The organism is Trueperella bialowiezensis (genome assembly GCF_900637955.1).
GTDB classification, from domain to species: Bacteria; Actinomycetota; Actinomycetes; order Actinomycetales; family Actinomycetaceae; genus Trueperella; species Trueperella bialowiezensis.
Window position 1 is genome coordinate 988,213 of the sequence record NZ_LR134476.1, and the last position, 18,743, is coordinate 1,006,955.

The window sequence follows — 18,743 nt, forward strand, 5'->3', positions numbered from 1 at the left end:
GCGTCTAGCCTCCTAACGCGCGCAGTAGCCTGTGGTCACGAGCTTCACGCCTCATCGTCTGGACCGTGTCGGTCTCGACCGAGCCGATGACACGATTATCACCGTGCCAGGTTGATGCCCGGTAGCCTGGACCTGCACGCCCCGCGACCTGGTCGGCATGTTCGCTCATCAGCGCAGTCATGTCCCCGGATTTTAAGAACGCGGCGATCTGACCGTGGTTGAGTTGGACTCGTTCGATTTTCATCGTCTGCTCCTTTCAAGGTTGACGACGATCCCGCGCAGCCGGGTCACCGCCAAGAACGGGTTACGATCCCACACGAGCACCTCACCCGACACGCGATAAGGGCCACCGGACTCCAAACCAGGAACCATGACCACATCATCGGGTTCGGGCCGTGGCCCGTCGATAGGAGCCGAGATGCGTAGCCCGCTGGCCACGGTCTGCCGACCGCCAGCATGCTCACGCTCCTCCCACCGCGGCGAGACCGTCCACACCGGCCACGCCACCGTCTCCCACTGCGTCCACGGCCGCTCCAACAACGGATAGCCGTCATCGTCCACGCCCTGCGGCGCCCGGTAGATCATCAGCGTGGTGGTGATGCGTTTAAGCATGTTCACCGCCCTCCCACAACGGATACCCGGCAAGGCTCGCCCCGCACGAACACCGAGCCGGGTTCCATGTGCGGTCACACCACGGCAAATGCGCACCATGACCGGCCGGGAGCATGCTCCGGTTGAACACCTGCCCCGTCTTCTGCATGCCGGGCTCGCGCAGCGCGTCTCGCTCCGAGTCCAGCAACACCAGCCCGCCCGGCTGGTCACCACTAAACGTGATCGACCCCGTAAACGACCCGTCAGTCTCCTGCATCTGGCGGATCCCTTCCGGGTTGCGGAACACGCGGGTGACCATCGCAATCACGACGTCTTTGACCGTGTCTAACAGGTCAGGCTCATCGCCACTAGCGATCCGGTCGTTGAGGGTGGGGAACTCGCGGCGTAGTAGCCGCTCAGCTTTCGCGATCCACCGTGACACCACGAGCGGCTCGGACGGCACATTCGCACCAATCCACGAATCAAAAACATCATCTGCGGTTGTCCACGCCACGACTACCCCCTACCCCTCTATGCTGCTTACTTCTTAGCTGACGCCTTCTTGGCTGCAGCCGCCCTAGCGGCGGGCTTGGACTCCTTCACAGGTTCCCAGCCCACGCCAAGACGAGCCACAAAATCCTCAGGCACATCCACGACGACCTGCGTCTGCTTATGCACCAGCCGCATTAGGCACCTGCCTTCGCCTTCACGACGGCGAACCGGTCAGCCAGCACATACCAGGCGTAAACCAGCTCGATACGCAGCGCCACCTGATTACCACGCTTGAGGTCACCCTGGTCGTCGGGATCACCGTAGGGGATCACTTCGAGCGGGAGTTCCTTTTGGATACCCCACCGGATACCATCACGGAAATCACCGACGATCGCGCGGACCTTCGTGTCCGCAGCTTCCGGCAGACCAGAAACCGTGTTACCCACGGCGGTGTTAAGCCCCATGAATGAGGTGATGTCGGCGCCCAGGCCAAGTTCAGGGTAGCGCTGACGGCCGTCAGGGTCGCCGTTAGCGAGCTTGCCCTGCAGGTTACCCAGCTCCCAAGCCATCTTCGGGTCCAACGCCAGGCCATTGACTGGTGCGTCGTTAGCGACGACGAGCCCGGCCGCCGTGCGAATATCGACGTCGGCGTCGGCCGTGTTCTGCTCGACCGTAAGGCTGGTCGAGGTCAGGTAGTTGGTCCACGTGTCAATCGTGTTGCCCGTGAGCGGGTTGATCCGATGATAGAGACCAAGATCAAGAGCACGCGCGAGTGCCAGGCGCATCGCCGGAACCACATCCCGGTCGATGATCTGCACCTGATGGTCCTCGTCCGTCCACAGGAACTCGTCGGTCACGCGGACGGTGACGACGGACTTGTGCGGCACGGCGGTCACCTTTTCCCATGCGGCGCTCGTCGAGGACTTCTCGCCCTTTTCTTCAACGAACTCGGCACGAACCGTGTCGTTGAACCGCACGTAGTTGACGTGGCCGAACAGCATCGGCTCGGACGCAGACAGGCGTGCCACCGTCGAGGTGGACTTTTCCTTATCTACGATCTTGCCCGCAAACGTCTCAGGCAAGACCGCCTTCAGGCTATTAGAGTCAATAATCGCCATTGTTTTTACTCCTTGTTGAATAGTTCGCGCACCAGTTTTCTGGTGGCGTCAGGTTCTGGTTGGTTCGATGGTTGACCGCCAAGGTTCGGCGCAGCAGCACTAGCCGCCCCAGATCCTCGCCATGCCAACAGCCGGTCAGCGTGGGCTTCTAACTCTTTGCGAGTCGTACCCGACAGCAGGCTGGCGTCCACGTTTTTCGCGGCTGCGACTTCGGCGACGAGCGCGGAGTGCTGCAGCTGCTTGTTGTGGTCTTCGAGCTTGCTGATCCGTGCCAGGGCCTTGTCTAGGTCGGTTGACGCGTTGTTGGCGTCGTCGAGCTCTTTTTTGAGCTGGTCGGCACGCGTCTTGTTGGCTTTGGCTCGTTCTTCCCACTTGCGAGCCTGCGCTTTCCAGTCTGTTTCCTGTGCAGGATGAGTATCGGTGCTGGCAGATTCTTGAACCTGAGAATCATTCTTCTCAGCCTCGTCTGTCTGTCTGTCTGGCTTAGTGGTTTCGTCCATGGTCAACCTTCTTTCTCCCGTGCGGGCATTGAAAAACCCATCCCGTGCGGGATGGGCAAAACTAAACCCCACCATTAGGTGGGGTAGAAACTTGTAGTGTGATCGCCTATGCGGCGGCGTTCTTCTCTCGGTGTTTGGCGATCCAGTCGAGTGTTCGCTCAGTCAACTCCGGATCCCAACCACCACGAACCTCATCCTCGGTGATGTCAAGAAGCTCATCGGGAATTTCTACGCCATCAAGCAGAGAAAACTGCAAGAATCCCTCGAGTTCCCAAGATATTTCTCCTGCTATTTGGTCGCTTTCAATTGTCCCCTGAAATCCCGGGTCTAATTTTGGAAATATCTGGGCGCGATAGATTTCAAGTAGACGAGTTGCGCCTAAGATCTCTGCCATCTCTGCCTCTTATCGTTCCAATCAGGAGGGATGACTTTATTATAACTCTTATTAATCCGATTTTCACGCACTCCCGCCCCGCCAAGAGGATACGCTGCAATGAATCTATCGTAGTGTCGCCCATAGGCAGATACATGAACAACTACGCCATCAATAATTTTTCTTGTTTCTCTTCGATCTCCACTAAACCTGACCGCATCAGGTTTGTTCCACGTGAGGATGATGGCTTTCCGGACGTCATCAGTAGTCCACGATTCGGGAAACTCAGTTTTGTTTAGCCAGCCTTTGCCATGCTTGTGACCGCCATGCAGTATCGCTTTACCGCTCCTGTCGACCCAGATAACGCCGTTCATGATCTTATCCAGCACCCTGTCAGTCAACCACTCGGGTACGTCCATGCCCTCAACCGACGGAATCACCGGTGGTTTCTTCCCACCACCACCAGCACCTGTCGCAACCTTCGGCTTCTTGTTCTTCGATCCTTTCGGCCTACCCGGCCGACCTGCAGGTCGCGCATCCCGCCGCCTACGAGTAACATCAGTAATCTTGTCACCCGGACGCCAATACGGCCGGTACTCATCAAGATAAAGCTCTTCAAAGTCATAGCCCGGGTTCTCCCCATCCCAGGACACACCCCGTGGTGAATCCGAGTCTGGCCGCCACTGGCCGCGTACAGGCACCGGCTCACAATCACAATCATCGTGATACCGATTCCCCCACCCACCAGCATCCAACTCAGTCCCATACACCGGTCCGCGCGAAGCAAGAATCACACAGAAATCACAATTTTCTGTACCGGTGAGCCGCCGTGCGTAGCGCACCCCGGGCGTGGCACGAACCGAATCATCGATCACATCCCGGCCAGCCTGCCGAGCATGACGCAACACCACCGACGCCACCCGAGACTGCACCACACCCAACGCAGCCCCTTCAAGATACGGACGCAACGCATAACGCACCGACCGAGTCACAGCCTCACGCCGATCCGGCGAGCCCACCACCGGGCTTGAACCGACCAGCTGCTCGAACCACAGTGCAGCAACCTCCGCATAGGCAGCCCCATAAGCATCCACGATGCCCGGCAGCAACTCGACAAGCGCGTTCTCCACCGCGACACGGTCCCAGCCTTTAATCTGGTCCCACAGCCGGTCAAGATCAGCCAGTAACGCTTCCTCCAACGCCCGGTCCAGAGTCTGTTTGGCTGCTAGTTCCCTGCGTGAAACCACGTTCGCCTCCTAGTAGTCCAGCGAGCATGTCCCGACCTGCACCCCGGCGCATGTCCTGCTTCAACCGCTGCGTCGTCCCCGCATCAAAACCAAGCGACTCCACCACAGCGTCCGAACTAGCCATCCACGGGAACACCGACACGAGCTTCACGGTCGCATCGGCTGCGGCCGCCCGCGAAGTGAACTGGGTATCCCGCCACACCGGCACCATACGCTCCAACTCAACCGGCAACACCGATTCACGGTTAGCGATCTGCCATGCCCACTGCACGATACGTTGGTGGGCGCTAGACCATGCCGCCTGCGCATCCAATGCTTCAGCGATCAGATCCTCACGCGAAGCAATATACGACTCCGCCGACGTCGGATTAGCCTGCGACAAGCCCACACCCAGCGAACTGACCGGGATGTTCGTCTCACCGGCAAACAGCCCGGCTAGTACGCGCAACTGCTCCACGTGAGGTTGCTGAGAGCCCTGCGAGAACTGCTGGACCTCCGCGCGCGGACTGGCCGCGTCCTCGTTGTCTGGGATTACGTTGATCCGGTCCATGATCATCTGCCAGCCATCGCGTGAGAACGCGGACTCATCCGGCCCGAAAATCACGAACCAGGGCACACCATACAGGTCTGCAGTGCCCTCTGAACGGATTAGCGTGCGCACCGCTGAATCAGTAATCGACATGACCGCACGCGAAATACGAGACGACCCAAACGGCCGATCCAACCTTGGCTTATACGGCAACTGCACCACCGGCATGCGCACCACGCTCGGCACACGCGAGACCACACGCCCATCAACCACCCACACCACTTCATGGTCAAGGAAAAGCGTGAACTCACCACTGGACCGCAAACCAGTCTCACCACGGGTAGGCCACTGGGTGACAGCCAGGAAATTCTTGAACGCGCGACGTCGACCATCCCACTCGCCAGTCCCATTCAGCGCGGTCACCTGAGAGATCACCGCACCCGGCTCACCCTCACCACCAGCAGTCACCGTCTGAAACACAGTCGAATGCACCAACGCCGAGATCTGAGCTTGCGCCACCGCCGCAAAATAATCATTCCCAGCCAACAAACTATCAACGCCGAACACGTCATCAGCACCGTAGTCGAACCCGTCCAACCGGATCCTTCGTGCCAACAACTCCACCGCTTTAGCGGGCCAACCCAGCACTGTTTTCAAGTGCTGCAAGTATGGTGGAGCCGACGGCGGCAACCGGCGCAACACATGCTTGCCATCCATGTAGGCGGTGCGCAGCCGGTTACGCCGCTGCTTATCCCGAATTGTCTCCTCCAAACGCCCAACCAGCGCCCACTCACCATCAGAAAGCATGCTCATAAAGCCACCACCTTCCACCCGCTCGAACCACCCTTACGAGGCCGGCGTTTCTTCGTCTTATCCCAACCAGCGACCGCTAACGTGACTGCGACCCATGGGCCGATCGTCACCGCCGTGTCAATCCGCGCCCACGTAAATAACGAATCCCCTTTAGGTTTAATCTTCACGTTCCCCACCGCCTCATCCAACGGCTCTTGCCCAATATGCGCTAACGCTCCCTGCTGGAAAAGGTCATAGGCCAGCCCGCAGGCCTGCCAATACTCCCGGCCAGACACTTGGATCACTTTCACCCTGGCACGCAACAACTCACCCACCAGCGAACCAGCAGCCGACCCCGCATCAACCACCAACCCGCCAGGGCTCCATTGGTCACACAGCTCTTTCGCACGAGCCACAACCCAATCCGTGCCCACTTGGTGGTCGACCAGCTCCACATGCAACCGGCCATCCCCACGTGCAGACACCACCGAAATCGCAGCACTATCACGCGACGGGGACACGTCCAGCCCAAACACGACCAGATCCCCAGGCATCGAACCCTCATCAAGCTGGCGAGCCCACTGACGATCAGACAACCCCTGCTCGTCACCAACACGAGCCCAGATCCCTAGCCGTTCCCGCCGGAACCGCTCCTCATCCATGCCCCGATACTCAGCCTCAGCCACATACTCCTCATCGATCCGCACCCCAAGACCCGGGTTAGCCTGATACCACGCATCCACATCATCAGAATCAGCATCATCATCAGCCGACCACTCAAAATAGGCCAACCGTGGACTATCCCCAGCAAGACCACGCGCCCGGACCTCCTCCCACACCTCCGACGAGGGCATACCCGCCGAAGACGTGTAATAAATCTGCGGATTACGATCCATCGTCCGCGCAGCCATCGTCGGCATCATCGCCGCGATCTGATCCGCCGTCAGATCATAAGCCTCATCCAAAACAACCAAGTCACCAGTCAACCCACGAGCAGACCCCGCCGACCGCGCTAAATACGTGATCTTCGCACCCCGCGGCTTATCCGCTGACGGCATGATCTCAATACTCATCTCCGCCGATGATGTCTTAATCCCACGCACGTCATCACGCAGCCCCTTACCCTCACTGCCCACCACACGAGCAAAAAGATCAGGAGAAGACCTAATAATCGCTTCCAACTCACGAAACGCCTTCCGCGCCGTCGAAAACAAATGCGCTGAATGCGTGATCACTTCACAATCAGGATCCATAAACAGCCCGTCAAGCTCAACCGCCTCAATAATCACGTTCTTGCCGTTCTGGCGAGGCACGTTAATTCCTACTTCGAATGCGGCATACCTGCCGTCGGCACGCTGGCCACGAGCAGCACGAACCACGTACGCCTGCCAATCATCCAACGGCTTACCCGCCAACGCCATCAAATCAGCGGCAATCTCACCCGGCTCAAAAAACACGGCATCAGACGGAACCGTTTCGATCCTAGGACGCTGCGCCCCGATTCTTCCGACGCTTTGCAAGCTCATCAAAAACCCCGCCCTCATTCTTCTGGCCAGACTCGCCACGCAACTGGCCGATCCGGTCAACCAGCTCATCACGCCGCCGAGTCAACCCCGCCACCGCGTTCGCCGGAACCTCACCGCCATGCAACACGGCGCGAACAATCCGCAACGAATCCAACGCTTCTTCTAAGGCGTCCACGGTCTCAACCGGCGCAGCCTCCGCCACCGCATCATTAACTTTGGCAGCCGACCCGTCTCGCTTACGCTGCCGATACCGGCGCGAATTCTCCCGCTGGGCAGCCCGGCACGCATCACACGGCTCTTCACCAGCCCGCCGATGACGCTGATAGGCCGCAGGAGTCCCACACGGCTTAACTGTTTTAGCCATCGTGACCCTCCTGTTCTTTTTCGTGTAACTCGCGAAAACTAGGTTCGTGTAAAAAACTGCCTATGCACGCGGGTGGCAGGTGGGCGTGGTGGGGTGTGGTCCCCCTGGGGTTTTGGTGGCGTCGAAGTTGTTGAGGAAAGTTATTCTTTGGTTTTTACCATTTCCTGCTGTTGGTTGTTGGTGGTTTCACTGTTGTTTGTTGGTTTTTGTTGGTTGTGTCGCCGCGGCGGGAGTTGCAGGAGCGGTGTGCTGGTCGGAGTTCGCCGCGCCATTTGCCGCCTAGCGCGATTGGTGTGATGTGGTCTGCGGTGAATGACCATTTGGATTTCCAGTGGGCGTCATAGTCGATGGGTTGGCCGCAGATCCAGCAGGGTGCGTTGGTGCGTTTGCTTTTGCGGTATAGGGCTTTGGAGAGGTCGCGGTAGGGGTAGTTGTTGATGCGGCGGCGTGGTTTTTTGGGGGTGGGCATGGTTTCACCTCCCGGGTGGGGTGGGCGTGAAAACTATGGGTGAGGGTGTTTTTGGGTGCAGTGAGTGACCTCTAGGCGTGACTATAGCAGATGTGTGGCGGGGTTTGGGGTTAGCGGCGTGGCAGGTTTCGCAGCTGACCAGTGTGGATGAGTCCGTCAGGGTTGGGGGTGAGGTTGCCGCGCTGGATATGTTTACGCAATGCGGCGGGGGTCAGGTCGAACAGTGTGCTGGCGTCTTGGCGGGTGAGCCCCGTGTCGGATTGGCGGATCACATGTCGGCGGAGGTTGGCGGCTTGCTCGGCTGTGGCTGCGTACGAGCATGCCGGGCAGCGGTAGAGGCGTTCGTGGTGGTGCCAGATCAGGTTTGCGTGGCCGCAGGCCGGACACAAGTGGTCCGAGGTTTCGGAGGCTGGTGCGCAGGCGTGTTGCCAACGAGCATGCACCTGCTCTAAAGCGGTGACATGCTGCGCCCATTGTGGGCCGTTGCGTGGCCCCCAATCCGCGCGAGCAGTCAGCCAGTCGTAGGGGCTGCCGTCACGCGGTTCGTCACGCCACCCTGTCGAGTAGGCGGCGTTCAGGATTGTTTCGAGGTCGGCTAGGTATCGGGTTTTAGCATATGTGGCGCGCTCGACCTGAGAGTCTGCCTGTGCGCCGGTGGTGTGGCCGTGCGTGTACCGGATCGCAGGCACCGTGATGTGGGAGGCGTCGTTCATGATGGGCTCCCATGTTTTGAGGTCGGCGAGGATGGTTGTCAGGTCGAGCACAGCCACTAGCAGTAGTCCTTTCTAGTCGTCGTCGTTGTCGTCGCTGGGGTTTGTTAGGTGCAGGCGTAGTAGGTCGTCGGCGAGTTCGCGGCGCAGCTCTTCGATCGCTTTGCGAGCTTCTCGCATGGCGTGCGCATAACCGGTGTTGTATAGGTCGTAACGTGAGCCGGGGCCTGCTGCTTTGTTGGCTAACGCGAAGTTGATGTCGCGTAACCGTGTGCGGGGCCAGTTCGAGCCCGCGAGTCAGGCCTCGTTGGTAGCCCTGCTTGCGGCCTTTCTGATAAGACTTGCTACTCATCGCCCGTCCTCCTGTTCCCACCAGCCATGTTTAGCGAGCGCTTCAACCATGACCGGCAAGTCGGTGAAGTCGTCGTTGCGGTACAGCTGCTCGAACGTGGCGAGGTCGTCGTCGAACATTTCGGTGACGGTGACGGTGACGCCGATGTAGCCCTCGTTGGCGCGTGCCGTGTACACGCGGAATGGGCCGTGGCGGCGCATCGAACCAGACTTGCCGTTGAGCCCGGCCACAATGTGGTTGACCAGAGCGATGATTTTCGGTTTGGGTGCATCCCATGTGGTGTTGCCGAGGGTGAAGTGGCCGGTGCCGTTTTCGTAGAGGGTGATGGCGAGATTGCCTTTGTGGGCGTGGACGCACCGAGGGGAACCTACAGGCTGCATGAGTTATCCTCCTGGTTGTTTTCCCACCAGCCGTGCCTGTTGATCCCGGCGGCAATGTCGAGCAGCGGTTCAAAATCGACGGTGGTATACAATCGGTGCAGGTCAAAGAAGAAGCCACCGTCGCGGAACTCGGACGCAGCCGCTATCACGTTGACGAGGAAGTCGCCTTTAGCGGATCCGTAGACTGTGAACGGGCCATGCTTTTGCGTCGTCGTAGCTTGGCCGGTTAGGCAGCGGACTACCTGATCGATGAATGCTTTGACGTGTTCTGTCGGTGCATGCCATTGCAGTCCGGGCATGTGCAGTGTTGCGACGGGGTCTTTGCGGGAGATCGTCAGTTCGATTCTGCCGCTTTGTATTTCGATGTAGCCGTCAGTGGTCGTGGTTTTGACCGGGTGGAATCCTGTGGTCATCGTTATCGTCCTTTCATTGGTTGTTGAGTTCGGTCTTCACAGCATCAATCAACGCTGCTTGAACGTTGTTTTTGTTGTTGAGTACGTTGAGGACTCGTTGATCGATCGTGTCCTGGGTGACAAGGTGGGTGATAGTGACAGGTCGGGTTTGACCTTGCCGGTACAGGCGGGCGTTCGTCTGCTGATACAACTCAAGGCTCCAGGTGAGTGAGTACCAGACGAGTAGGTGTCCGCCTTGCTGGAGGTTGAGTCCGTGCCCAGCGGACGCGGGGTGAATCAGGCCAAGCGGCACCGCACCCTCGTTCCATGCTTGGAAATCCTCGGCCGCATCCAGCAGCCGAGCCTGTGGGAAGCGTTGTTGGATGCGTTCGAGGTCGTGTTGATACCAATAAGCGACGAGCAGGGGTTGTCCGTTGGCTGCCTCGAGTAGGTCTTCGAGCCCGTCAAGCTTCGCGTTGTGAACCTCGGTCCACTCGTTTTCTGACGTGTAAAGAGCGCCGTTAGCGAGCTGCAGCAACTTGCCGGCAAGGGATGCCGCGTTGAGCGCGTCAATAGTGTCGCCGTCGAGGTCGGCGACCAGGTCACGCTTAAGCCGACTATAGAACGCCGCAGCCTTAGCAGGCATGACCACCCGGTGGTTGACGGTGAACAGGTCAGGCATGGACAGGTGATCGGCAGCAGACATGGACAGGGTGACGGGCCGGATCTTGTCATGGATTTGTTGTTCGGCTCCCTCAATGGGTTGCCAGTCGACTGGGCGGCCGTACACGTATTTGGTGGGCTGAAAATATTTTTCGCGGTAGGCGGTGATCCTTGTGCCGAAAATCGTAGGGTCGATGATCTTATATTGACCGAACAAGTCTAAGAGTCCGTTGGGCGTGGGTGTGCCAGTTAGGCCGATGATCCGTTTGATGTGTGGGCGGACGCGGGAGAGGGCTCGGCCGCGTTTGGATTGGGCGTTCTTAAAACTGGAGAGCTCGTCGATGACGACCGTGTCGTATGGCCAGTCTTTACCGTGGTGGGTGACGAGCCAAGGTAGGAGTTCACGATTAATGATGTGAATGTGAGTTTGCGTGCCGGCTTGTTGTGCGCGTTGGGCGGGGCTGCCTGCTAAGACGGTGTAGGTGAGGTCGGCGAGGTGATCCCACTTGCTGATTTCTTGTGGCCATGTGGATTGGGCGACTCGTTTCGGAGCGACGACGAGCACCCGGCGAGACAAGCAGGATGAGAGCAAGCCCTGCAAAGCAGTCAGCGTGATGACGGTTTTACCTAAGCCCATGTCGAGTAGGAGCACAGCAGCCGGGTGGGTGTAGAGGAATGTGATCGCGGTGCGTTGGTAGTCATGAGGCTTGTATTGCATTGAGTGCCTCCTGGATTTGGTTGGGGTGGTCGATGGTGAGGGCGGTGGCTCCGAGGGCGTGGAGTTGGTTGAGTCGGTGTTGTTGGATTGGGCGTGGTTTTTGGCCGGTGGTTTTGAGTTCGATGAAGCCGATCTTGTTTCCGGGGAGGATGATGAGGCGGTCTGGGACTCCGGCCGTGCCGGGGGATACGAGTTTCCAGCAGAGTCCGCCTTGGGCTTGGACGGTTTTGGTGAGGTGTTGTTCGAGTGTTTTTTCACGCATGGGCCACCTGCCCGGAAGCAGCACAGTACGGCAGTACGGATGTTTTTGAGTCGCGTTGCGTATATAGCGTTTTACGGTTTTTGTTTTTAGACATTTGGGATAGCTCTTCTGGATACTCATCACATATGTATTGAAAAGTATCCGTACATCCGTACTTTTGTTTTATGGAGTGGCTAGTTAGAGCGGAAAAGTGGCAGTACGGATCAAGTTTTTTATCTGTACTGATCCGTACTATCCGTACTGACTTGTCCACAGAATCCTGTGGAAAAGTACGGATCAGTACGGATGTAGTACGGATGTTGAGTGCTGATCCGTACTCGGTTAAATCAGTCATTTAGCGCTCCTTCCAAGGCGTCGTCAGGCAACGACAAACCAACGTAGAAGCGGATGCTGTTCGAGACTTTGACGTCGAGTCCTTCTTTGCGCATGCGACGACCGAACGCGATCGCATTAACCGGGTCGTATCCGTTGGCTTCACACCACCGCTCATAAGCAGCACGCACCCTCGGCACCGGCACCTGAAACAAATCCTGATTAACCTCATGGATCGTGCACACTTCCGATACGAACTGGCGGACTGTGTTTTGGTCGGCTTCGTATTCGGAGGTGGCTATTCGGACGGATTCTGGTTCGCGTAGTCCGTCGTTGAGGTAGTCGAGGGTGCCTTGGATGAGCCAGGCGAGGATGCCGGGGGCTTCGTCCATGAGTGCTTGTTCTAGGTAGGGGTCGCGGTCGCGTTTAGGGACTGTGTACAGGAATGGGATGAGTCGCATGCGTCTCCACAACGCTGGGCTGCCGCCGCCACGGGTCTCTAACGTGTTGTTGGTGAGGACGGCTAGCGTATGAGTCGGCTTGAAGGTGAAGAAGTCGCGTCCCATGAACCTTGCGGTGATGTTGTCGCCGCCGGTGAGTTCTTTGGCTTTGGCTTCAGCAATGCGTTGGCCTTCTTCGAGTTCGGAGATGACGGCTAGGCGGACGCCGGATAGGGCGGCGATTTCGGTGGGGTGCCGGTTTGCGACTGTGAGGATTTCGGCAGGGCTTGTGGTTGAGTAGCCGGTTTGGCCGATGCCGAGAATATGCTGGACCACATTAAGTAGCGTGGTTTTGCCGTTGGCTCCGGTTCCGTAGAAGAAGGGTAGGAGTTGTTCTTTGGTTTCGCCGATGATGGCTTGGCCGAGGAAGCGTTGGATGTAGGTGACGAGGTGGGTGTCGCCCATGAAGATCTCATCAATGAACTGGTTCCACCTGGGGGTTGGTTGTTGCCAGTTGGGTTCGACGGTGGTGGAGCGTAGGCAGAGGATCGCAGGATCTGGTGGTGTGTGTTGGCCTGTGTGGAGGTTGATGGTTCCTTTGGGTGTGTTTAACGTGTAGGGGTCTGCGTCGAATTGGGTGATGTGGGAGTAGATTCCTTTGGTGTTGCGGGCAAGCGATAACATGTTGCGGATGGCGTTGGCGGATAGGGAGCGGCGGCGGTGGGTTTCGTCGGCTTTGTCGTCGGTGGGGAGGTTGCGGGCGAGGGTGCGTGCTGCTTCGATGGCGGCTGCGTTGCCGCCTTCGATGTCCCATTTGGATCCGTCCCAGTGTGCCCACGTGTTGCGTTCTTCGATGTATTTGAATTCGTGTTTGTAGGTGTCGGTGAAGCGGAGGGCGTTGCCGTCGTCGGTACGCGTGTACACGTCTGGCTCGACGATGGTGAGCGTGGGCGGCGTCGTGGGTGTCGTGGCTGCGGGTTGAGGTGCAGCATCAGGCGCAGCGACACTGTCAGTCTCAGTCTCAGTGTGAGTGTCAGTCTGAGTCTCAGTCTGGGTTTCTGTGGTTTTGCGGGTGATCCACGCATCCAACCCGGTCGTGTCCCGCACGTGCTCAGCCTGCCGCCCATAACCCTTACCGTGCAGGTGTTTAGCCGCTGCCGAGTGGTCACCACCATGCTCTAACAGCGCGTAGGCGCCGAATTTCGTATAGGGCACCTCAGCCTCGAACATGGTGCTTGTGGTCCAGGCATAGAGTCGGTCGCGGTCGGCTGCGCGGCCGGTCGACGCGCTGATCCCATGCTTCTTGCCAGGACGCCGCCAGTAGGTCTCGCTGCCGCGTTGAGCGACTGGTGTCCATCCGTGTGGGGTGAGGATGTCTTCCCACGTGTGTGCAGCTTCAAAGGCGTCGCCGGGGCTAATCCCGGCGTGCGGATCAACCTCAGACAGCGCGCTCACAGGCCTTGGCCGGGCTGGTTCGCGTTGTGGGGTCTGGTCGAGCGTACGAAACACGGCCAGGACGTCGTCGAGCTCGTCGACCGTGAACGTCCCAGCGGTCTCTGGACCACCCTGTAAGACCGTCCAGGCGCCTTTCCCAGAATGATGGAACTTGGCTCCGTCGAGGGGTGCGACGACGCTGTAGCCGCCGTTCTCGCGCGTCTCAGCCAACACTTTGCCGTCAGCGGTGCGGGCGAGCTTCCGGTTACCATGCGTGTTGTCTGGGACGTAGATGTACCAGTGGTGGCCGCCAGACGGCGTGGTTTCCCACCAACCAAACAAGCGCCGCCATAGGTGTTCGAGCCCGGAGTCTTGAGCAAGCTGGGTTAGTTCGGCAAGATGAGATGCTGCGTTGCCTTCGAGTTCGATCATCATGAGCCCGTTGGACGTGGCGCCCATAGCGACGGCGATCCCGTAGTCACCACTGTGGAACCATTGGTCGACTTGAGCAGTGGTTAAGTGCTGGGTTTGGAGTTGTTTCCAGTTGATAGCGGGGCGTTTGTCGCCGCGTTCTGGGTGGTGGGCGTGGATGGGGAGGATGGCGAGCCCGTAGGAGTGTAAGTGTAGTGCGCGGTCGTGGATCGGGCTGGTCATACGGTGTCCTCTTTTTTTCGTCGTCGTTGGTTGTTGTTTTGTCCTGTGCCGGGGAGTTGCACCCCGGTGGTTGCGCTGGTTCGCTTCACAGGCACCCCCCCGTAGGGGTGGGGGTTATTGTTGGCCGCGGAGGGCTTGGATGACGGCCGGGTCGAGGTTGGTGGCCATGGCGATCGATTGGTTGTCGAGGCCTTGGGCGATGAGTTGGCGGGCGGTGTCTGCTGGAGTAGCCGCCGCCGCGGGTGCAGCCGCTACAGGTGCAGCGGGTGTGGGTGGGGCTACCGTGGCTGGTGCCACTGGCGCAGCAGGAGCCGCAGGAGCCGCAGGCGCAGCAGGCGCTGGCGTGGGTTCTGCCAGAGCGCCAGCCACGTTCGCACGCGGAACAATCCGATACTCATAGAGCTTCGTCGCGTTAAACCGAGGGTTCTTCTCGTTCGGCTTCTCACCAGTAAATGTCACTGAGAACTGGTTACCGGCGGCTAGGGCGGCGTCGGCGTCCAATCCGGTGTCCTTGATGGCTTTCATCAGCGCGGTGCGTTGTTCGCCCCATACTTTGATGTAGATGTTGCCGAGCTCGTCATCACCCTCAGCAGTCTTGCTGCCGGTGTTGACGGTGACGACGATCTGCATTTTCGGCTTGCCGTCGTCCCAGAAGTCAGGCTTGCCAGTTGTATAGTCGTTGGCCTGGCGGACTTCGGTGGCGGTGATTATGCCGCCGAGGGTTTCGCCGATGGTTTCGGGTTTGAGTGTGATCCCGTCTGGTGCGAGCACGTCGTTGAGTGTCAGAGACATAATTAGTTTCCTTTCAATTAATTGGTTGGGTTAGAACAAGGTCGGATGGAAGTAGCCGTCGTTGTGGCGTAGCGTGTGGAATCCGCGCGGGTAGTCAGGCAGCTTGCTGGCCAGCTTGGTAGAGATCAACGCTTCTCCGGAGTGGTCTGTTCTTTCAGCATCAACAGTGATTGTCAACGTGAGCGTGCCTTTGCCTCCGGTTTGGTCACAGCGTGACAGCAGTTTCCGTAGTTCGCCGCTGGCATCCCGGTTAAGTGCACCGTCGTTGAGCAGCGCGATGAAATGAGCGAATGGGTTAGAGTATCGAGGGAGTTCACCGGCATCGATGGAGGCAACTTCGCTGCTGGTGTCCTCGTTGAGGACTTCGTTCAAAGTAGAAGACATAGTCTTGGTTCCTTTCATTTGATGTTGAGGACGGAGCCCAGGCTGGTCTGCCCATTGGCGTCCATGTGATAATCGGGGTATTTCGCGCAGTCGTAACAACCGGCCGCGCGGTCAAGACCACTAATCCACTTGCCGACCTGATCGCTACTGATCGTGGCTAGGGCGTCGATTTGGCGTTGGAAGTGGTTCGCACGTGCCAACGCCTTGTCGGCAATATCTGGGTTGTATTCGGCGATCCACCAATATCCTTCGTTGAGGGTTGGTTTTTGGCGGGGCATGAAATACACGGCCACATGCGACACGTCATAGCCTGCGTTCTCCCAACCGCGTGCGTACAAGTGTGCTTGCACCTCGTACTGCTTGCCGGGGTGCTCGGCGCTTCGCACCTTATCGAGCGTCCGGTTGCCAACAATCTTCCAGTCCACGGTCATCCCCGTGCTCGTTGCGCCTAACTGGTCGGGTAGGAACAGGTCGGTGGATCCGGTGATGGTCTGGCTGCCGATTTGGCCGACCGTGACCCGCTGCTCAACCAAACACAACGGCTTATCGCCTTTAGCGACGATCTCGTCGTTAGCCTGTGTGAAGAGTCGCTCGAGGGTGGCGTGGACGGCGGTGCCGATGAACGGCAGCCATGCTGGTACGGGTTCGTGTTTGTCCCACCCGGCCAGCCGCGCCGCCAAACAATGATCGCAGTCCATCCCAATCTCCGACGGTCCGATCCTTTTTTGCAGGGATCGGGGTTGGTTGGTGATTTCGTGTTCGATCATGGTTTTGAGCATGCCCATCACCGACTCCTGGACACTGAGGTCAGGTTGGGCGACCGGTTGCATGACGGGTAGTGTTTGGGCGGTCACTTATTGGCCTCCTCGTAGTGGGAGTACAGCAGGCGGATCGGAAACACGTGTTTGGGCAGCGGGTGGTCTAGCCACACTGAACCTGTGGTGCGCCAGAAGAAGAGCCGCTCATCATTGAAGTGGGTGACGTGAAAGATCGCCGCTTCACCATTGCACATGCGGATGATGTCACCCGGGTGCAGGCGGGCGTCGTCGAGGTAGTCAGGGCTTATGTACTCAAAGGTCATCGGATGGTCACCGTGGCCTCGGCCCGGAACTCATCCTGCACATTCTCCGGAACCGCCTTACGATTCAGCTCGGTCACGGTCTGGTACAGGTGCGGGTTGTTTTCTTGCGGGTAGGTGCGGGCGATTTTCGCCCAGTTGACGCGGCCACGCGTATACACCACTTTGTGACCGGCCACTTCCCCGCCATCAGGCAACGCGGCTGCTAGCAGCGTTTTGGTTTGTTCCATTTGTTCGGTGATCGTCTCCCGCTGCACTTTGAGTGCCTGGTAGGTGTTCATGAGTTCTTCTGTGGTGGTCATTTCTTGTTTTCTTTCTGTTTGAGTTGGGCTATTGCGGACGTTAAGTGGATGCGTACACGGTCTAAGTCGACCGGGTCTTGGCCTAGGAGTGTGAGTGCGGTTTCGCAGTGAAACAACGGCAGTCTGTGCGGGCTAGTCATGGTCGCGCTCGTCGGTGAAGCCAAGGTCGGAGACGTCGTTGACCTTGTCGAGGTCGTCGCACGCGTCTTTGACTAGCCACGCCTTGACGCTCGCGTCGAGCATGTCGATGGCTGCGGATAGGTTTTTGCGTTCTCGGTTGACCATGCTGCGGAGCAAGTCCATGTCGTCGTCGGTGATCGTGGACGCGGTCAGGTCGTCGAGCCGGTTGCCAATGTAGTCGTAGGCGATGTTTGCGTCGACGACTGCGTTTGAGGCGAGTCGGAATGCTTCACCGGGGGTGAGCGGGTCTTTGTGGCTGGTCATCGTCAAGGGTTTCCTTTCTAAATGTGGGGTTTCAGATCATCGACAGCGACCTCGAAGTCATCGATGGTTGCTTCGAGGAGCCGTTTTTTGACGGCGAGGGAGAGCTCTACGGCTGCCATCTCGGCAGCGGTCAACTCGATTTCTCCTCTGTTGTGGGCGGCGAGTGTCTCTTCAGGCGTCATTTCAGTCTCCTTTCTTGTTGTGGCGTCGAGCATGCTGGCGTGCATACGACGACTTCGGGTCGTAACAGGCGAACACTACGTATTGGCGGGGGTCTTCACAGGTGAGTTGGATTGAGGTGGTGATCCCGTGGGTGGCGCAGTAGGCGCGTAGCGAGTTTGGTTCTTGGCGGCTGTCGGGCTGCCACGCATCTGCTAGCAACGCCCACCTGCCTGGGTTCCGGTACAGGCTGCGCATCAGCTCGCGCGGAACCATCTGGTTAAACTGCGACCTTGCCTTAAAAGGGTGGAAGTTTTCGGGCATCCACTTCATGGCTGGTTCACCTTCGCTTCAAGCCTGGCGAACCGCTTCTGATAGTAGGCGCGACGTTCCTGCTCAGCCTTGGCTCGGTAGTAATCAAGCCGCTCATAGTGTGCTCGTTCGGCGTCTGCTGCGTCCTGGTCGAGGACGTGGATCGCGTACAAGACGCCGACGAGGGGAACAAGGCAGATGGCCAGCGCTGGCCAGCTAGCGTATTCCCAGGCGCGGCCTGCGACGAATGTCCAGCCGAAAGCGACGGCGATGAGCAGGTTTCTGGCAATCGTGTTCATGAGTGGGACTCCTTTTTTGTGTTGACGTATTCGGCGGGTACGTAGGGGGTGCCGTACACGGTTTTGTGGGGGATGGTGCCTGCGCGGATTTCGGCGTGCACATCTTCGAGTGGCATGCCGAGCAAGTGGGCCACTGTTGCGGGGTGGTAGTGGTCGGCGATTTCTTCAACGAAAGTGATTTTCATTGCGGGGTTTTCCTTTCTCGGGTTTTTCGGCGGCGGGCTGCCCGTTCGTCGGGGGTTTCTCCGCCATACATGCCATGCAGCGTCCCGGTTTGGAATTTTTCGGCACGGTCCGCATACTGTTGGCACTCTTGGACTACGGGGCAGGTGCTGCAGATTTGGCGGGCTTCAACATAGGTGTCGCCTTTGTATTGGGGGAAGAAAATTTCTGGGTCTGTTTGCGTGCACACGGCCCGGTTGATCCAGTGGTCACGCTCTAGCCGGGGCGCGTGTGGGTGTAGGTCGGCGTTGATGCTCATCGTTGGTCTCCCACCTCTAGGTAGTTGGCTGGGATGCGGATGAGGCGGCCGATTTTCTTGTGTGGGATTTCTTTGCGTGCTACGGCTTCGTAGATGCGGTTGACGGGGATGTTGAGCGTGTCGGCGACCTGGCGTGGGGACAGCCAGCGGGTGGTTGACGTGCGGGTTCGCATG

Annotated in this window: 31 protein-coding genes; all 31 read right to left on the reverse strand. The window is 58.5% G+C overall.

The window, feature by feature from the left end; translation table 11 throughout:
* Positions 1–4 precede the first annotated feature (4 nt).
* A complete protein-coding gene (locus tag EL234_RS04575) occupies positions 5–244 on the reverse strand; it encodes a hypothetical protein (protein ID WP_126416357.1) in 240 nt (79 codons plus the stop codon).
* Positions 241–612, reverse strand: coding sequence for a hypothetical protein (locus EL234_RS04580; RefSeq protein ID WP_126416358.1), 372 nt, complete (start codon positions 610–612; stop codon positions 241–243). Before EL234_RS04580 ends, EL234_RS04575 begins: the two co-directional genes overlap by 4 nt.
* Positions 605–1,105, reverse strand: coding sequence for a hypothetical protein (locus tag EL234_RS04585; RefSeq protein WP_126416359.1), 501 nt, complete (start codon positions 1,103–1,105; stop codon positions 605–607). The genes EL234_RS04580 and EL234_RS04585 overlap by 8 nt, the downstream gene beginning before the upstream one ends.
* A gap of 26 nt (positions 1,106–1,131) precedes the next feature.
* The gene (locus EL234_RS09310; RefSeq protein ID WP_164712353.1) at positions 1,132–1,269 is read right to left on the reverse strand and encodes a DUF7302 family protein; all 138 of its coding nucleotides are present in this window, start codon (positions 1,267–1,269) and stop codon (positions 1,132–1,134) included.
* 8 nt (positions 1,270–1,277) lie between these two features.
* Positions 1,278–2,201: a phage major capsid protein gene (locus EL234_RS04590; protein WP_126416360.1), complete on the reverse strand. Its 924-nt coding sequence runs from the start codon at positions 2,199–2,201 to the stop codon at positions 1,278–1,280.
* Between the two features lie 5 nt (positions 2,202–2,206).
* Complete coding sequence (locus EL234_RS04595) at positions 2,207–2,701, reverse strand: hypothetical protein (protein ID WP_126416361.1); 495 nt, start codon at positions 2,699–2,701, stop codon at positions 2,207–2,209.
* Between the two features lie 106 nt (positions 2,702–2,807).
* A complete protein-coding gene (locus EL234_RS04600) occupies positions 2,808–3,095 on the reverse strand; it encodes a hypothetical protein (protein ID WP_126416362.1) in 288 nt (95 codons plus the stop codon).
* A complete protein-coding gene (locus EL234_RS04605) occupies positions 3,080–4,321 on the reverse strand; it encodes a VG15 protein (RefSeq protein WP_126416363.1) in 1,242 nt (413 codons plus the stop codon). Before EL234_RS04605 ends, EL234_RS04600 begins: the two co-directional genes overlap by 16 nt.
* Positions 4,251–5,663 (reverse strand): phage portal protein, encoded by a 1,413-nt coding sequence (locus EL234_RS04610; RefSeq protein WP_126416364.1) that lies wholly within the window; start codon positions 5,661–5,663, stop codon positions 4,251–4,253. Before EL234_RS04610 ends, EL234_RS04605 begins: the two co-directional genes overlap by 71 nt.
* The gene (locus EL234_RS04615; RefSeq protein WP_164712355.1) at positions 5,660–7,099 is read right to left on the reverse strand and encodes a terminase large subunit; all 1,440 of its coding nucleotides are present in this window, start codon (positions 7,097–7,099) and stop codon (positions 5,660–5,662) included. The genes EL234_RS04610 and EL234_RS04615 overlap by 4 nt, the downstream gene beginning before the upstream one ends.
* A gap of 25 nt (positions 7,100–7,124) precedes the next feature.
* On the reverse strand, positions 7,125–7,532 hold the full coding sequence (locus EL234_RS04620; RefSeq protein ID WP_126416366.1) for a hypothetical protein: 408 nt from the start codon (positions 7,530–7,532) through the stop codon (positions 7,125–7,127).
* 154 nt (positions 7,533–7,686) lie between these two features.
* A complete protein-coding gene (locus tag EL234_RS04625; RefSeq protein ID WP_126416367.1) occupies positions 7,687–8,001 on the reverse strand; it encodes an HNH endonuclease in 315 nt (104 codons plus the stop codon).
* A gap of 110 nt (positions 8,002–8,111) precedes the next feature.
* Positions 8,112–8,771 (reverse strand): hypothetical protein, encoded by a 660-nt coding sequence (locus EL234_RS04630; RefSeq protein ID WP_126416368.1) that lies wholly within the window; start codon positions 8,769–8,771, stop codon positions 8,112–8,114.
* 288 nt (positions 8,772–9,059) lie between these two features.
* Positions 9,060–9,443: a hypothetical protein gene (locus EL234_RS04635; protein ID WP_126416369.1), complete on the reverse strand. Its 384-nt coding sequence runs from the start codon at positions 9,441–9,443 to the stop codon at positions 9,060–9,062.
* Complete coding sequence (locus tag EL234_RS04640) at positions 9,431–9,856, reverse strand: hypothetical protein (RefSeq protein WP_126416370.1); 426 nt, start codon at positions 9,854–9,856, stop codon at positions 9,431–9,433. The genes EL234_RS04635 and EL234_RS04640 overlap by 13 nt, the downstream gene beginning before the upstream one ends.
* A gap of 13 nt (positions 9,857–9,869) precedes the next feature.
* Positions 9,870–11,216 carry an SNF2-related protein gene (locus tag EL234_RS04645; protein WP_126416371.1) on the reverse strand — a complete coding sequence of 449 codons (1,347 nt, stop codon included), beginning with the start codon at positions 11,214–11,216 and terminating at the stop codon, positions 9,870–9,872.
* Positions 11,197–11,478, reverse strand: a complete 282-nt coding sequence (locus EL234_RS04650) for a PDDEXK family nuclease (RefSeq protein ID WP_126416372.1) — start codon at positions 11,476–11,478, stop codon at positions 11,197–11,199. Before EL234_RS04650 ends, EL234_RS04645 begins: the two co-directional genes overlap by 20 nt.
* Entirely contained in the window at positions 11,471–11,812 is a 342-nt protein-coding gene (locus EL234_RS04655) for a hypothetical protein (RefSeq protein WP_126416373.1), read from the reverse strand. The genes EL234_RS04650 and EL234_RS04655 overlap by 8 nt, the downstream gene beginning before the upstream one ends.
* Positions 11,805–14,318 carry a phage/plasmid primase, P4 family gene (locus EL234_RS04660; protein ID WP_126416374.1) on the reverse strand — a complete coding sequence of 838 codons (2,514 nt, stop codon included), beginning with the start codon at positions 14,316–14,318 and terminating at the stop codon, positions 11,805–11,807. The genes EL234_RS04655 and EL234_RS04660 overlap by 8 nt, the downstream gene beginning before the upstream one ends.
* Positions 14,319–14,432: 114 nt before the next feature.
* Entirely contained in the window at positions 14,433–15,110 is a 678-nt protein-coding gene (locus EL234_RS09315) for a hypothetical protein (RefSeq protein WP_164712357.1), read from the reverse strand.
* 30 nt (positions 15,111–15,140) lie between these two features.
* Positions 15,141–15,494, reverse strand: coding sequence for a hypothetical protein (locus EL234_RS04670; RefSeq protein WP_126416376.1), 354 nt, complete (start codon positions 15,492–15,494; stop codon positions 15,141–15,143).
* A gap of 14 nt (positions 15,495–15,508) precedes the next feature.
* Entirely contained in the window at positions 15,509–16,348 is an 840-nt protein-coding gene (locus EL234_RS04675; RefSeq protein WP_126416377.1) for a hypothetical protein, read from the reverse strand.
* A complete protein-coding gene (locus tag EL234_RS04680; protein WP_126416378.1) occupies positions 16,345–16,575 on the reverse strand; it encodes a hypothetical protein in 231 nt (76 codons plus the stop codon). The genes EL234_RS04675 and EL234_RS04680 overlap by 4 nt, the downstream gene beginning before the upstream one ends.
* Entirely contained in the window at positions 16,572–16,874 is a 303-nt protein-coding gene (locus tag EL234_RS04685; RefSeq protein ID WP_126416379.1) for a hypothetical protein, read from the reverse strand. The genes EL234_RS04680 and EL234_RS04685 overlap by 4 nt, the downstream gene beginning before the upstream one ends.
* 132 nt (positions 16,875–17,006) lie before the next feature.
* On the reverse strand, positions 17,007–17,318 hold the full coding sequence (locus EL234_RS04690) for a hypothetical protein (RefSeq protein WP_126416380.1): 312 nt from the start codon (positions 17,316–17,318) through the stop codon (positions 17,007–17,009).
* A 17-nt stretch (positions 17,319–17,335) separates the two neighbouring features.
* A complete protein-coding gene (locus tag EL234_RS09320) occupies positions 17,336–17,500 on the reverse strand; it encodes a hypothetical protein (RefSeq protein WP_164712359.1) in 165 nt (54 codons plus the stop codon).
* 1 nt (position 17,501) lies between these two features.
* Positions 17,502–17,810: a hypothetical protein gene (locus EL234_RS04695; protein ID WP_126416381.1), complete on the reverse strand. Its 309-nt coding sequence runs from the start codon at positions 17,808–17,810 to the stop codon at positions 17,502–17,504.
* Complete coding sequence (locus tag EL234_RS04700; protein WP_126416382.1) at positions 17,807–18,088, reverse strand: hypothetical protein; 282 nt, start codon at positions 18,086–18,088, stop codon at positions 17,807–17,809. The genes EL234_RS04695 and EL234_RS04700 overlap by 4 nt, the downstream gene beginning before the upstream one ends.
* Positions 18,085–18,273 carry a hypothetical protein gene (locus EL234_RS04705; RefSeq protein ID WP_126416383.1) on the reverse strand — a complete coding sequence of 63 codons (189 nt, stop codon included), beginning with the start codon at positions 18,271–18,273 and terminating at the stop codon, positions 18,085–18,087. The genes EL234_RS04700 and EL234_RS04705 overlap by 4 nt, the downstream gene beginning before the upstream one ends.
* The gene (locus EL234_RS04710; protein ID WP_126416384.1) at positions 18,270–18,569 is read right to left on the reverse strand and encodes a WhiB family transcriptional regulator; all 300 of its coding nucleotides are present in this window, start codon (positions 18,567–18,569) and stop codon (positions 18,270–18,272) included. Before EL234_RS04710 ends, EL234_RS04705 begins: the two co-directional genes overlap by 4 nt.
* Positions 18,566–18,742 (reverse strand): helix-turn-helix domain-containing protein, encoded by a 177-nt coding sequence (locus EL234_RS04715; protein WP_126416385.1) that lies wholly within the window; start codon positions 18,740–18,742, stop codon positions 18,566–18,568. Before EL234_RS04715 ends, EL234_RS04710 begins: the two co-directional genes overlap by 4 nt.
* Position 18,743: the final 1 nt, after the last annotated feature.